This is a genomic window from Flectobacillus longus, from assembly GCF_030056705.1.
GTDB classification, from domain to species: domain Bacteria; phylum Bacteroidota; class Bacteroidia; order Cytophagales; family Spirosomataceae; genus Flectobacillus; species Flectobacillus longus.
Genome location: NZ_JASHIC010000027.1, coordinates 77,462 through 91,163 on the forward strand (window position 1 = coordinate 77,462; position 13,702 = coordinate 91,163).

A 13,702-nucleotide genomic window follows, 5' to 3' on the forward strand; every position below is an offset into this window, starting at 1 on the left:
AAAATCGTTGATAGCTTATGTAGAAAAAGGAAAAGTTTTACGATACAATCGTATTCCTCTTAGATAAGAAACTACATTTACGCTAAGACCGTGAGTTTCATTTAATAAGTAAAGAGCTAGACGATTACTAAATTGTTTTTCGATAAAATAATAATACAAACCTAACTATTTACGAATTTAGGTACTTTGACCGTTTATTAAACGAATTTTAGCTGAAAATGATTGTACTTATATGATATAAGTATTGTTAAACCTTTCAGAATGAGTAAAATAAGGGTTTTTGAAAAATATAAAAAATTGTACTTTCAAAAGTTGGGATTTATCATAAAAAATATTGTACCTTTGCACCCCAAGTTTAATAGTTAGAATGATAAGTGTTCTAATAGTCAGTATGTTACAAGGCTATGGCCTTTTATTTTTGTTATTAAACAAAAGAAGTTTAATAATTTGATTACAGCAGTGATGTTGCAATTTTTTAACAAATCAAAAAGATGAGAAAGAGAATTCAAAAAGAAGAATTTAGTCCTGAAAGAAGAGAACAGTCACGTACAAGAAGAGAAGAATTAAAACGTGAATTAAGAGGTGAAGCTCCTGCTAAAAACGAGCGCTACTCAGATAAAAAATCATTTGACTCAAACGAGTCCCGCCCTGCCCGCAAAGATTTCAAACCAAATTTCGAGAAAAAAGATTTTAATCGTGACGACTCACGTCCACGTCGTGAAGGTGGCTTCAATGGCGAAAAGCGTGAATTCCGTCCAAAATTTGAAGATAAAGGTCGTGGCTTTGAAAAGCGTGACTTTAACCGTGACGACTCACGTGGTCCACGTCGTGAAGGCGGTTTCAATGGTGAAAAGCGTGAATTCCGTCCAAAATTTGAAGATAAAGGTCGTGGCTTTGAAAAGCGTGACTTCAACCGTGATGACTCACGTGGTCCACGTCGTGAAGGCGGTTTCAATGGTGAAAAGCGTGAATTCCGTCCAAAATTTGAAGATAAAGGTCGTGGCTTTGAAAAGCGTGACTTCAACCGTGACGACTCACGTCCACGTCGTGAAGGTGGATTCGACGGCGAGAAACGTGCATTCCGTCCAAAATTTGAAGATAAAGGTCGTGGCTTTGAAAAGCGTGACTTCAACCGTGACGACTCACGTCCACGTCGTGAAGGTGGATTCGACGGCGAGAAACGTGAATTCCGTCCAAAATTTGAAGACAAAGGTCGTGGCTTTGAAAAGCGTGACTTCAACCGTGACGACTCACGTCCACGTCGTGAAGGTGGATTCGACGGCGAGAAACGTGAATTCCGTCCAAGATTTGAAGATAAAGGTCGTGGTTTTGAAAAACGTGACTTTAATCGTGACGACTCACGTGGGCCACGTCGTGAAGGCGGATTTGATGGCGAAAAGCGTGAATTCCGTCCAAAATTTGACAAAGATGCTCCACGTAGCGAGCGCCGAGAAGAAGGTTCGGAAAGAAAACCTAGAACAGCGAGAACTGAAAAAACTTATGGTTCGGCAAAAGCAAACTTTGGAGGACAAAAAAACCTCTTCAAAGCTCACCGTCCACAAGAAGAATCAGATAAATGGACGCCAACATACCGTTTAGATAAATATAAAGAAACAGCACCAAAGAAAGTTCAAAAGCAAATCGAGAAAAGTGAAAGCTCTTCATCGCTTGTTCGTTTGAACCGTTACATTGCTAACGCAGGTGTATGCTCAAGACGTGAAGCGGATGATTTAATCAAAGCTGGCGAAATCAAAATCAACGGAAAGATTGTAACCGAAATGGGTTATCAGGTAAAACACGGTGATATTGTAAAATATGGTAACCGTAAGTTGAGCCGTGAGAAAATGGTATATCTATTGTTGAATAAACCGAAAGATTTTATCACAACAACTGAAGATCCAAATGAGCGTAAAACAGTGATGGACTTGGTGTCTAATGCGTGTCAAGAGCGTATTTACCCAGTAGGTCGCTTGGATAGAAATACAACAGGCTTGTTGTTGATGACAAATGATGGTGAATTAGCTGATAAATTAACTCACCCATCAAACGAAGTCACGAAAATTTATCAAGTTGAATTAGATAAACCTTTGACAAGCGAACACTTTGACCAAATATTGAAAGGAGTTACTTTAGAAGACGGCGAAATCAAAGCAGATGAGTTGGCTATTGTAACACCAGATAATATGGTAATAGGAGTTCAAATTCACTCAGGACGTAACCGTATTGTAAGAAGAATTTTCGAATCATTGGGTTATGAAGTATTGAAACTTGACCGTACTACATTTGCAACCTTAAGCAAAAAAGACTTGCCAAGAGGTACTTGGAGATTCTTAACAGAACAAGAAGTAATCAAGTTGAAATATTTTGTGTAGTTTCGTTTAAGATTATATCTATTGAAAAAGGCGGTGTCGATTTACTTCGACACCGCCTTTTATTTTTGTAACACTTTAAGTGCATATTTATATCAAGAAAAAGCCCCTGATAAAATCAGAGGCTCTTATATAATTTTGAAAGTGAAATCTTGTACCGTATAAGCCGACAAAACTTGAAATTACAAGTTCATTAATGATTCGCGACGACGCATCTTTCCTGCTGGAATACCAAACATCATCTTGAAACGACGACAGAAGTAAGCAGTATCTTTATAACCCACCTCAGCGCCAATAGCACGAATCGACTTTTTAGAAGTACGCAACAAACCTACAGCAGCTTCCATACGTTGGTACTCAATATAATCTTGAGGGTTGATACCCGTCAACATTTTGAAATACTGTCCTACGTAATCTTCTGATACGTTCGCTACGTTTGCCAATACTTTGTTCGACAAGTCGCCACCGATATTGTCTTTGATATAAGCAAAGATGTCTATCAAACGTGGATCTTTGAAGTAAGTACTATTAGTGGCTAATTGCTCAACAAACAAACGGTTTTTGATAATGTAACGAATAATCTCGATAACGATTTCTTCAGTCTTTATCTTGATTACACGTCCTTTACCCAATACATCACACATATCTTCTTTCAAGATTTCGTTGATCATGTGAGCCAACTTGTCGTCTCTCTTGATCAAGAAAGGAGGAATGTCTAATGAAGTAAAGAAGTTTACCGAATCAAATACTTTTGCTTCGAAAGCTACTAAGCCAAAAGAGTTTTCTACTTGACCAATTCTAGCTGGTTCAAGGTTTGGCTCAAAGTACAACTCACGATGAGTCATGAACTCTTCGTTAGATACAATCTTAGGTTTGTCTGCGTTACCATAAGTTAATGATAACATCTTTCCACCTGGGATAAAGAGCATATCGCCAACCTCTGCATGAACAGCTTCTTCACCAAATGATACCTCACCGTTGTACAAAATCAAGAGTGTGTTTTCTACGTCGTAAAAGTTCTTGATTCTGATTGGTTGTAATATTCTAATGTTACGAGACTTGATGAACTTAACACCAAGGGACTCTATGATTTTATTATAATCTTCCATTTCTGCGGCTTATTTTCTATAAATTGAAAACAATGATAGATAAATTTAGGACAAAACTAATAAATCGCATTAAAATTCCAAAATATAAGTAAAAAAAGTATCAGGATTTTTTTTGTGTAAATTACCCATACTAAGCTGATTATTATTGTAATATCCTAAGAAGATGCTTTTTTGATAGGCTAAATGAGTACCAAAAATATTTGAATATTTCATAGTTTTTGTGTTTTTTCAAGATAATCGGCAAGAAAAGTAAAGATTTTGAGCCAAAAAATACCAAAAAGAGGTGTATTTATGCTAAAAGCAATTTGAGGTCTGAGATTAATGTAATCTTTATAAAAAAAGTACAAAAAAAGCCGTTGGGTTCTTACAGAAGAATCCAACGGCTTGAAAATTTGACTCAAATTTTTTTAATGACTTTAATAAACCTGTAATATGTTACTTCAATAATTCTCTGGCAATCACAATTTTTTGAATTTCAGAAGTGCCTTCATAAATCTGGGTAATTTTGGCGTCACGCATGAGACGCTCAACATGAAACTCTTTCACAAATCCATAACCTCCATGTATCTGTACCGCCTCGATGGTAGTGTCCATTGCCACTTGTGAAGCAAACAATTTGGCCATCGCTGCCGACTTAACGTAGTCTTGGTGATTGTCTTTGTCCAAAGCTGCTCTTAAACATAAAAATCTTGCTGCATCGATTTGCGTTGCCATTTCGGCAAGTTTAAATTGAATAGCTTGGTGCTCGGCAATTGGTTTGCCAAATGTTTTACGCTCTTTAGAATATTGCAAAGCCAATTCATACGCTCCCGAAGCTATCCCTAGTGCTTGTGCTGCGATGCCAATACGACCTCCATTGAGCGTAGACATGGCAAATTTAAAACCAAAGCCATCGGATCCAATACGGTTTTCTTTAGGGACCTTGACGTCAGTAAACATCAAAGAGTGTGTATCTGACCCACGAATTCCCAATTTGTTTTCTTTCTTTCCAATCTGAAAACCTTCCATTCCTCTTTCTACAATTAGGCAGTTGATACCTCTATGACCTTTTTCGGGGTGCGTTTGTGCAATGACCAGATAAGTATTGGCACGACCGCCATTAGTGATCCAGTTTTTAGTACCGTTGAGCAGATAATAATCGCCCATGTCTTCGGCAGTGGTATGCTGAGAGGTTGCATCCGAACCAGCTTCAGGTTCGGATAAGGCAAATGCTCCAATATGTTGCCCTGAGGCAAGTGGTACCAAATATTTTTGTTTTTGTTCTTCCGTGCCAAAAGCTTCTAGTCCATAGCAAACCAATGAGTTATTGACCGATACCATTACCGAAGCAGAGGCATCAATTTTGGATAATTCTTCCATTGCTAGTACATACGAAACTGTATCCATACCACCGCCGCCATATTCTGGCGAAACCATCATTCCTAGAAACCCCATTTCGCCCATTTTACGTACCAATTCCTCTGGAAAAAACTCCTTTTCGTCACGCTCAATTACGCCAGATAAGAGCTCTGTCTGAGCAAAATCTCTAGCTGCTTGTTGTACGGCTAAATGCTCTTCAGTAAACTGAAAATTTAGCCCATTTAATGCTGTTGTCATAGTTTAAAATAAAGTTTAATTGATGATCAATTGATTGAACGGTAATACAATCAAGTCTTAATCTATCGTTTGATATTGTAGCTTGATAATCTGTTACATAAGTGTGTAGACACTAAGTCATATTTGGTACTTTAAATACCTTAGATATAATGATTCAAATATAGTAAAAGGTATGCGTGCATACTATTTTTTCGAAAAAAAAATTTCCTGTACATTTTTTTGAATTAGAAGGGGAAAATCTCCAAGTTTCTCTCTAATTTTGCACTTTTACAAGAAAATGGTCGTATGATAGAGTTTGTGATAGTCTAAACTTTTCGATAACTTGCAGAAAAACGAGTAGTTATTGAAGATTTTGTGGCGAAATGACATTCTAGAATTGATAACAAAACCAAGTAGTTATCAATCGAAGCAAGAAAATCGTGCTATAAGACTGAGGAAAGGAGCGAGGGACAATTACTTGAGACAACGACATTACGTGAGTTAATCTGTGATAGAGATAAATCGGGTGTATTTATACCAAGCAATAAACCTAAGGATATTACCACTAATTGATTTTAAAAGTATAGTAGAGTTTAAAGATTTTAAAACAAGCCAAGAAGAACTAATAAAATGGGATTATTTAGTTTCCTTACATCCGACATTGCTATTGACTTGGGTACGGCTAATACCCTTATCATTCATAAAGATAAAATTGTGGTTGACGAGCCTTCAATCATTGCCTTAGATAAAGCTACCAATAAAGTATTAGCGATTGGTAACAAGGCAATGCAGATGCACGAAAAAACCAATGAAAATATTAAAACAATTCGTCCTTTGAAGGATGGTGTAATTGCAGACTTTACAGCTGCCGAATTGATGATTCGTGGTATGATCAAGATGATTGATACTGGTAGTCGTTTCTTCACACCTTCTCATCGTATGGTTGTTTGTATTCCATCGGGTATTACCGAGGTAGAAAAACGTGCCGTAAAAGACTCTTGTGAGCATGCAGGTGCCAAAGAGGTGTATATGGTGCATGAGCCTATCGCAGCGGCAATCGGTATTGGTATTGATATTGAGCAGCCAAACGGTTCAATGATTGTTGACATCGGTGGTGGTACTACTGAAATTGCAGTAATTGCCCTTTCGGGTATCGTCTGCGAAGCTTCTGTTCGTATTGCGGGCGATGTATTTACACGCGATATTGTAGATTATATGCGTCGTGAGCATAACTTGTTGATTGGTGAGCGCTCGGCTGAGTTAATCAAAATTGAAGTTGGTTCAGCATTGCCAGAATTAGACAACCCTCCAGCGGATTACGAAATTCGTGGTCGTGACTTGATGACTGGTATTCCAAAAGAAATTAAAGTAACGTATTCTGAGATTGCTTATTCGTTGGATAAGTCTATTTCCAAAATCGAAGAAGCCGTAATGAAAGCACTAGAAGTATCTCCTCCTGAGCTTTCGGCAGATATTTACCACAACGGTATTCATTTGACAGGTGGTGGTGCCTTGTTGCATGGTTTGGACAAACGTATTGCCAACAAGACTAAGCTTCCTATTCATATTGCAGATGACCCATTAAGAGCGGTTGTAAGAGGTACAGGCGAAGTACTAAAACACCTCGACCACTACAAGCCGATTCTAATTTCGTAATAATAACGATTTTGGATAAAGTGAATGGGAAATAGCTTAGCTTAATTTCTCATTCACTTTTTTGTTATAGAGCGATAGAAAAATACCCATTTGTTGTAAATAAGTTTATTTATAGTTTTGAACTTTTAAAAATCAGCAATCAAAAGAATTCAACTGACGAATGCTCAAAGCTGATAGCTCAAAGCTAAACTCACGAAACCCCTTACTCTCCTAAAAGAAATGTATAGACTATTCCAGTTCATTTCAAAGCAACGAGCTTTCATTGTGTTCGTACTTTTGGAAGTACTGAGTTTGTGGATGTTTTATTCATATAATAATTACCCCAACGCTGTTTTTTTCAATACAACTAATTACTACGCAGCCAAAGCTCTCGAAACATCCAATTCTATTGCCGTGTATTATAACCTTCGTAATGTCAATCAGGATTTGGCGATGGAAAACAAGCAATTGCGTGAGATGGTGTTGAAATTACAAGCTCAACAGTTAGTGCAGCCCAAGGTGAATTATAAAGCAGACTCAATCGTTGCTGCTCGCTTTCAGCCAATCGTGGCTAAAGTAACAGAGTTGACTACCAATCAGTTTAATAACTTTATCACGATCGATAAAGGTACCGCCGATGGCTTAGCGCCTGGTATGGGAGTTATTTCTTCGACGGGAGTTGTTGGTAAAATCAAATCCTGCTCAGAACACATGTCACGTGTGATTTCGATATTGCACTCCGAATATACGATGTCTGCCAAGATTAGACGAAATAACGAAATTGGTTCGGTAAAGTGGGATGGCAAAAATCCTGAACTTTTGGAAATGACCGATGTCTCTCGCTACAAATCAGTTAAACAACGAGATACTATCGTGACTTCCGATTACAATTACGTATTCCCAGCAGATATTGCGATTGGGTATGTGACAAAAGTTGGTGTAAAGAAAGATATGACTTTTCATGATATTCAGTTGAAAGTGGCAACTAATTTCAACACACTCTCGTATGTTTACGTAATCAAAAACAGGTTAGAGAAAGAAGTGAAGCAATTAGAGGAAACACCTGAGAATAAAACGCCTCAGACTTCAAAAGCGCCACAAACAACTAAACCATAAGTAGAAAAGGAGCCATCCACTCTAATCGAAAATTAAGAACCAAGTAAATGACTCTTCGAAATATAATCCCAGAAGTTTTAACTTTTGTATTCTACTTGTTGTTACAAGTGTTTTTTGTGCGACAGCTTGTTTTCTTTGATTACGCATTTTGCTTTGCTTATGTGGCAGCTGTATTATTATTACCATTTGAGACGAGCCGTTTGCAATTGGTAATTCTAGGGTTTGTAGCAGGTTTGTTTGTAGATATATTTTATAATACTATGGGCGCTAATGCAGCCGCAACAACATTGATTGCCTATTTACGACCGTCAATCATTACCTTATTAACACCCCAAAGAGGATACGACGAGCGTCAAGTACTCACTTTGCGTTCGATGGGATTTGGTTGGTTTATTTCTTACTTAGGCATTCTTACACTGATTCACCACTTTGTTTTGTTCATGTTAGAGGCATCTGATTGGGGCTTGTTCTTTCAGGTGATACTCAAAGTCTTAGCTAGTATTATTTTCACTAACACTGTCATTATTATTCTGCAATTTTTTAGAAAAGAATAAAGGAATATCTTGAAAAACAGTTGTTTATTTGGATTTCGCGAGTCGTCGGTAGAGCTCAACACTTTCAAAACTACTCCTGCTTTATTGATTGGAGAGAGCTTTACAATGAAGAATGCCTAGTATGCCTTTTTGTCATAAAATTGACAAAAATCATTCTTGGCAGATTGTTTGTACATGATAGTATTCAAGCGTTTGAGAATTTAGAGACAGAGTCAACGAGATAGTGATAGTAGTAAAGCTGTACTCTGTCGAACGATTGGATAATGTGTTTTTAAAAAAGAGACTCATCATCAGCTATGTCAGAGCAAGAAGAAATCCCAACTCTCCAAACCTATTCGGAAACCGAAAAACATAGAGTTTTCGAAAAGGAGTTTATGCCCCATATAGATTCTATGTACAACTTTGCGTTTCGTCTTACCAATGATGAGGACGATGCCAATGATCTTGTGCAAGATACCTACTTAAAAGCGTTTCGCTTTATCAATTCTTTTGAAGAAGGAACTAATGCCAAAGCTTGGTTGTTCAGAATCCTGAAGAATAGCTTTATCAACGATTTCAGAAAGAAATCGAAAGAACCTTCAAAAGTAGATTACCAAGATGTAGAAACTACCTACAACTCGGAGGAAGACGCCGAAACTACTCAAACGGTAGATTTACGTGCTGAAACTGTCCAAGATTTGATTGGAGACGAAATAGCCAATGCGCTCAACTCGCTCCCTGTGGATTTTAGAACAGTAATTATTCTCTGTGACATCGAAGGGTTTACTTATGAAGAGATGGCCAAAATCCTAGATATTCCAATTGGTACAGTACGCTCACGCTTACACCGTGCTCGTATGCTCCTTAAAGAGAAACTGAAAAGTTATGCCAAAAATTTAGGATACGATGTCAATGCTGACACTTTGGCAGAAAATTAGCTATCAGATGGGTGACATAAATCAGGAAGTAAAAACTTTTTTACAAAACTGGAATTTTTTTTTTTGTCACTCTGTTCAATAACTACTTGATTTATATCAAAATACAAAAAGTTTATCGTTTGCTTTGACAAATAGATTCATTAGAAAATAACCAAGTTAACTGCTTAATTCTATAAAGACATGATTTCCGAGGCTGAGAAGGTGCAAGGGACTCCCCAACAAAAGAAGACTCATTGCGAACATGAGGGCGAATGTATGAAGCTGGTTCAACTCATTGTAGATGGACAGGCGACAGAGGAGCAAATGGCTCAATTCAAAAATAACATGGCAAAGTGTTTGCCATGCGAGAATGGCTATGAATTAGAGAAATGTATTAAAGACGCCATGCAATTAAGAATAGAAAAGAAATGTGTTCCTACTTCTTTGATTGATTGTATCAAGAAAAAAATAAGCGGTTTGTAAAATAACAAACGCTAAACAGAGCTTTTGAAAGGTTATTAGGTTGTCCTAGTATTGGATACGACTTAATAACCTTTTGCTTTTGAGGCACTCAGCTTGTCCTTCAAGGGTGCTTTGTCATATCAATAAATAATGAGTATTTTTGAAAAATAATTGGTGCGTGAAATACAACTTTTCTCTTTAGTAAGAAGCGTTTTATAAAATCACAATACCCAATCTTTTATTCCCTAAAATTTTTAAGCATTGGAAAACGGCAAACTTATCATTTTTTCGGCTCCGTCTGGTTCAGGTAAAACAACCATCGTAAAGCATCTTTTGGCTACCAACTCTAACTTGGGTTTTTCTATCTCGGCGTGTACACGTGACAAGCGTGGTCGTAACGAAGAAAATGGCAAGGATTATTATTTTATGACACCCGATGAATTCAAACAAAAAATTGTTAAACAAGAATTCGTAGAATGGGAAGAGGTATATCCAGGCGCTTATTATGGTACACTCAAATCAGAAATCGAAAGATTGTGGTCAGAAGGAAAGCATGTGATTTTTGATGTGGATGTACGTGGTGGCGTTAAATTGAAAGAGTATTACAAGGAGCGTGCATTATCAATTTTTGTAAAAGTACCTAGCGTAGAAGAACTAGAAAAAAGACTTCGTGAGCGTGGTACTGATTCGGAAGACTCTATCTCGAAAAGAGTTTTTAAAATGAACTTCGAAATGTCATTCCAAGACCAATTTGACATCGTGTTGTTGAATGACAATTTGGATGAAGCCGTAGCCAAAGCACAAAAGCTATTTGACGATTTTACAAAATAATTATAACTCATAAATGGGTTGTTGGTAAGTCAAAAATTTGATTTGCTAACAACCCTTTTGTTTTGAAATACATTCGCAATGAAAATAGGCTTGTTTTTTGGCTCATTCAATCCCATTCACGTGGGGCACTTGATTGTTGCCAATGTGATGGCAACAACTACCGATCTCGACCAAGTATGGTTTATCGTTTCGCCACAAAATCCTTTCAAGAAAAACAAATCGCTTTTACATGAGTTCGACCGTTTGGATATGGTCGAAAAAGCTATTCAGGATAATCCTCTTTTTCGTGTTTCGAATATTGAATTTTCGATGCCAAAACCTTCCTATACCATCGATACCTTAATTCGTTTACAGGAAAAGCATCCCAACTATGAGTTTAAATTGATTATTGGAGGCGATAATTTGGCACAATTCCCAAATTGGAAAAATGCAGACAAAATTCTTGAATACTTTGGCCTGTATGTATATCCAAGACCTAATTCTGAACCGAGCGACTTAGAAAAGCATCCTAATGTACAATTGGTAAAAGCTCCCTCATTGGATATTTCGGCAACTTTTATTCGTGATTGTATCAAAAATGGTCAACCCATAAGGTATATGGTGCCCGAAGAAGTAGAAGAGTATATCCAGAGAAAGAAGTTTTATCTATAAATATCACAACGATGAAAATAGCAATTTTAGGATGCGGATGGTTGGGTTTTCCTTTGGGACAAAATCTTGTCAAAAAAGGATATGAGGTAAAAGGTACAGTCACTTCTGAAGCTAAAACAACTCGGTTGGCAGAGGTAGGAATTCAACCTGTTGTATTACAACTCAATCCAGAGGCTGATGAGCAGGCACTAACAACATTGCTACAAGCAGAGGTGCTAGTAATCGCTATTCCTCCAAGAGCAGGTAAATATGGTGACTCTTTTCACGTAGAGCAAATGAAAGGAATTTTACCTACTCTTCAGAAGTCAACAATTCAAAAAGTAGTATATATTTCATCGACCTCCGTATATCCTGATTTAGGACAAATTGCGACAGAAGATAGTGAAGTAATCTCCACTCATAGTTTGATTCAGGTCGAAAACCTCTTGAAAAATGCTTTGGGAGATAATGTAACCATTTTGCGTTGTGGAGGCTTGATGGGGGCAGAGCGTATTCCTGCGAAATATTTTGCAGGAAAAACAATCAATACAGGCGCAATCCCTGTCAATTATGTGCATCAAGAAGATGCGGTTGGTGTGGTGACTACCATTCTTGAAAAGGGAATATTTGGAGAAACTTTCAACGTAGTATCGCCCGAGCATCCTGTTAGAAAAGAAGTGTATTTGAAAAACTGTGCCGAGCTAGGTTTCACAGAACCTATTTTTATAGAGCCCGAAACAACGATTCCTTATAAAGTGATAGATGCTACAAAGTTGCTCAACAAGACTGGATACAAGTTTCGTTATGCCAATCCTTTGGATTATAAGTATTATAATAGGTAACTTCCACAAACTTTTCTAAAAGTGATTAATTTAGTAAACTGCACATTTTTGTTTAGTCTTTTAAAACGAGCATAAACCTTAAATACTTATGATACAGAAAACGACGTTCTTATTGACATGTATGTTGATAGCTTTTTCAAAGTGTGTGCTATGCTATGGACAAATCCAAAAGGATACAATACCTATTAATAAATGTGACCAAATTACTGTGTTAATCTCAGATATAGGAGAAGAAGATTTATATAAATATGTTGGTCAGAAATTAATTGAAGCAGGATATACAGTAGGAAGTGCAAATAAAGATTTTGGAAGCATAACAACAACTGAAAATATTTCTTATAAGAGAAGGTTTAATTATTTTTTGAATGTTAATATTATTAAATCGACTGTGAGGATCAATGGTATGTACAAAATGGTACCAGGGTTAAATGGTTTAGCTCCTGAAAATGGTATTCAGAAGATTACATCTACTACAGCTCCATTTCTAGCTGACTATAAATCTCTATTTCAAAAAATGGATGATTTTGCTAAACTGTTAGGAGGGAAAATAACATATGAAATTAGAACTAAATAAATTAATAGAGATGTATTAATCAGTAAATATACATTGAAGGTATCTTCGTAATGGCTAATGAGAGCCCTTAGGTTTTCTTAGCCACTACGATTTCATAAATCTATTATATCTTAAAGCCCACCTCTAATCTGCTCCACCAGATACGCATATTTTCTTGCTACAGGCACTTGTCCGTTTTGATTCAATAAATGTAAACGGTAGCCTTGCGCATTTCCTGATATTTTTTCTACCTGAGAAAGATTGACAATGAATGAGCGATGACATCTGAGGATATTGGTGTTTTCAGGAATTTGCCCTTCCAATCTTGTAAGACTACTACGAAGTATGGTTTTGCACAAAGTTTCATTTTCTAGAAAATACACCGTGCAATAGTTATCACTCGACTCGATGTAAAGAAGTTGATTGACCTGAATCACTATTTTATCTTTTTCGTTTTCGGCTACCAAGCTTAAGAGTAGTTCCTCTTCTGTTTGAGTAGTAGTTGGCGTAACGATATTAGTAGGAGCTAGGGCATATTTTTTTAAGTGATAGATATAGTTGATAAGAATAATCATGGCGGCAGGGAATATGCCTAAAACCAAGGTATATGTCAACATCGCAATATAACCTCCTACTTGAACATCTACCAAATGCGTAATGGCACTGTAGGCGATATTGCCACAAGCGATCGAGAATAGATTAAATGCAACATAGAGCATTTCTTTCCCTACCGTCCAATTTTCGCTTGCAAAGCTGATCGAAAAGATACGAGGCACTACAAAATAGTTGAATAACATCATGAAGGTACTCACCAATCCAAAACCCGACAATATCCATGGTTTGCTTGGATCGTGCCAATTGGCAGAGCCGAAGGGTTGGAAATAATTCAAAAAAGAGGCGATAAACAAACCTGTTGCAATAGATAAAACTATACTCTTTCGAGGCGTTGCGTTATGTGGATAAGGCTGAGAGAGTATTTTAAACATTGGCTTTTTGATTAATTGAATGAATGCTGAATAAATGGTTGAATATTTTTGTGTAGGGACGTAATGCTTTACGACTTAGGGTAAATTACCAGAACAGAGATTCAACCTCAAGCAAAAATAGAGAAAGCACAAGATTTATTGAAA

General features: G+C 37.0%; 13 protein-coding genes. 10 read left to right on the forward strand and 3 right to left on the reverse strand.

Features of this window, described 5'->3' with window-relative positions; translation table 11 throughout:
• Positions 1 to 491 precede the first annotated feature (491 nt).
• Complete coding sequence (locus tag QM491_RS19545; protein WP_283329220.1) at positions 492 to 2,372, forward strand: pseudouridine synthase; 1,881 nt, start codon at positions 492 to 494, stop codon at positions 2,370 to 2,372.
• Positions 2,373 to 2,551: 179 nt separating this feature from the next.
• On the opposite strand, the gene QM491_RS19550 is transcribed toward QM491_RS19545, so the two are convergent.
• Positions 2,552 to 3,478 (reverse strand): helix-turn-helix domain-containing protein, encoded by a 927-nt coding sequence (locus QM491_RS19550; RefSeq protein ID WP_095166228.1) that lies wholly within the window; start codon positions 3,476 to 3,478, stop codon positions 2,552 to 2,554.
• 435 nt (positions 3,479 to 3,913) lie between these two features.
• Positions 3,914 to 5,074, reverse strand: a complete 1,161-nt coding sequence (locus QM491_RS19555) for an acyl-CoA dehydrogenase (RefSeq protein ID WP_283329221.1) — start codon at positions 5,072 to 5,074, stop codon at positions 3,914 to 3,916.
• 609 nt (positions 5,075 to 5,683) lie between these two features.
• On the opposite strand from QM491_RS19555, the gene QM491_RS19560 reads away from it, so the two are divergent.
• The 9 genes from QM491_RS19560 (at position 5,684) to QM491_RS19600 (ending at position 12,593) form a co-directional block, all read left to right on the forward strand.
• Positions 5,684 to 6,709: a rod shape-determining protein gene (locus QM491_RS19560; protein ID WP_283329222.1), complete on the forward strand. Its 1,026-nt coding sequence runs from the start codon at positions 5,684 to 5,686 to the stop codon at positions 6,707 to 6,709.
• Between the two features lie 219 nt (positions 6,710 to 6,928).
• Positions 6,929 to 7,804 carry a rod shape-determining protein MreC gene (gene mreC, locus QM491_RS19565; RefSeq protein WP_283329223.1) on the forward strand — a complete coding sequence of 292 codons (876 nt, stop codon included), beginning with the start codon at positions 6,929 to 6,931 and terminating at the stop codon, positions 7,802 to 7,804.
• 47 nt (positions 7,805 to 7,851) lie between these two features.
• Positions 7,852 to 8,358 carry a hypothetical protein gene (locus QM491_RS19570; RefSeq protein WP_283329224.1) on the forward strand — a complete coding sequence of 169 codons (507 nt, stop codon included), beginning with the start codon at positions 7,852 to 7,854 and terminating at the stop codon, positions 8,356 to 8,358.
• A 296-nt stretch (positions 8,359 to 8,654) separates the two neighbouring features.
• The gene (locus QM491_RS19575; protein WP_095166239.1) at positions 8,655 to 9,275 is read left to right on the forward strand and encodes a sigma-70 family RNA polymerase sigma factor; all 621 of its coding nucleotides are present in this window, start codon (positions 8,655 to 8,657) and stop codon (positions 9,273 to 9,275) included.
• A gap of 180 nt (positions 9,276 to 9,455) precedes the next feature.
• A complete protein-coding gene (locus QM491_RS19580) occupies positions 9,456 to 9,737 on the forward strand; it encodes a hypothetical protein (protein ID WP_095166241.1) in 282 nt (93 codons plus the stop codon).
• Positions 9,738 to 9,977: 240 nt separating this feature from the next.
• Entirely contained in the window at positions 9,978 to 10,547 is a 570-nt protein-coding gene (gmk, locus tag QM491_RS19585) for a guanylate kinase (RefSeq protein WP_283329225.1), read from the forward strand.
• Between the two features lie 78 nt (positions 10,548 to 10,625).
• A complete protein-coding gene (gene nadD, locus QM491_RS19590; protein WP_283329226.1) occupies positions 10,626 to 11,198 on the forward strand; it encodes a nicotinate (nicotinamide) nucleotide adenylyltransferase in 573 nt (190 codons plus the stop codon).
• Positions 11,199 to 11,209: 11 nt separating this feature from the next.
• On the forward strand, positions 11,210 to 12,019 hold the full coding sequence (locus tag QM491_RS19595; RefSeq protein ID WP_283329227.1) for an NAD(P)-binding domain-containing protein: 810 nt from the start codon (positions 11,210 to 11,212) through the stop codon (positions 12,017 to 12,019).
• A gap of 88 nt (positions 12,020 to 12,107) precedes the next feature.
• Positions 12,108 to 12,593, forward strand: coding sequence for a hypothetical protein (locus QM491_RS19600; RefSeq protein WP_283329228.1), 486 nt, complete (start codon positions 12,108 to 12,110; stop codon positions 12,591 to 12,593).
• A gap of 110 nt (positions 12,594 to 12,703) precedes the next feature.
• Here QM491_RS19600 and QM491_RS19605 read toward each other — a convergent pair whose 3' ends face one another.
• On the reverse strand, positions 12,704 to 13,558 hold the full coding sequence (locus QM491_RS19605; RefSeq protein WP_283329229.1) for a LytR/AlgR family response regulator transcription factor: 855 nt from the start codon (positions 13,556 to 13,558) through the stop codon (positions 12,704 to 12,706).
• Positions 13,559 to 13,702: the final 144 nt, after the last annotated feature.

Excerpts from the sequence above, each read along its gene's own strand:
- nadD (WP_283329226.1), top strand. The coding sequence starts at position 10,626 with ATGAAAATAGGCTTGTTTTTTGGCTCATTCAATCCCATTCACGTGGGG.
- QM491_RS19570 (WP_283329224.1), top strand. The coding sequence starts at position 7,852 with ATGACTCTTCGAAATATAATCCCAGAAGTTTTAACTTTTGTATTCTAC.
- QM491_RS19550 (WP_095166228.1), bottom strand. The coding sequence starts at position 3,478 with ATGGAAGATTATAATAAAATCATAGAGTCCCTTGGTGTTAAGTTCATC.
- QM491_RS19600 (WP_283329228.1), top strand. The coding sequence starts at position 12,108 with ATGATACAGAAAACGACGTTCTTATTGACATGTATGTTGATAGCTTTT.
- QM491_RS19605 (WP_283329229.1), bottom strand. The coding sequence starts at position 13,558 with ATGTTTAAAATACTCTCTCAGCCTTATCCACATAACGCAACGCCTCGA.
- mreC (WP_283329223.1), top strand. The coding sequence starts at position 6,929 with ATGTATAGACTATTCCAGTTCATTTCAAAGCAACGAGCTTTCATTGTG.
- QM491_RS19560 (WP_283329222.1), top strand. The coding sequence starts at position 5,684 with ATGGGATTATTTAGTTTCCTTACATCCGACATTGCTATTGACTTGGGT.
- QM491_RS19555 (WP_283329221.1), bottom strand. The coding sequence starts at position 5,074 with ATGACAACAGCATTAAATGGGCTAAATTTTCAGTTTACTGAAGAGCAT.
- QM491_RS19545 (WP_283329220.1), top strand. The coding sequence starts at position 492 with ATGAGAAAGAGAATTCAAAAAGAAGAATTTAGTCCTGAAAGAAGAGAA.
- QM491_RS19595 (WP_283329227.1), top strand. The coding sequence starts at position 11,210 with ATGAAAATAGCAATTTTAGGATGCGGATGGTTGGGTTTTCCTTTGGGA.
- QM491_RS19580 (WP_095166241.1), top strand. The coding sequence starts at position 9,456 with ATGATTTCCGAGGCTGAGAAGGTGCAAGGGACTCCCCAACAAAAGAAG.
- QM491_RS19575 (WP_095166239.1), top strand. The coding sequence starts at position 8,655 with ATGTCAGAGCAAGAAGAAATCCCAACTCTCCAAACCTATTCGGAAACC.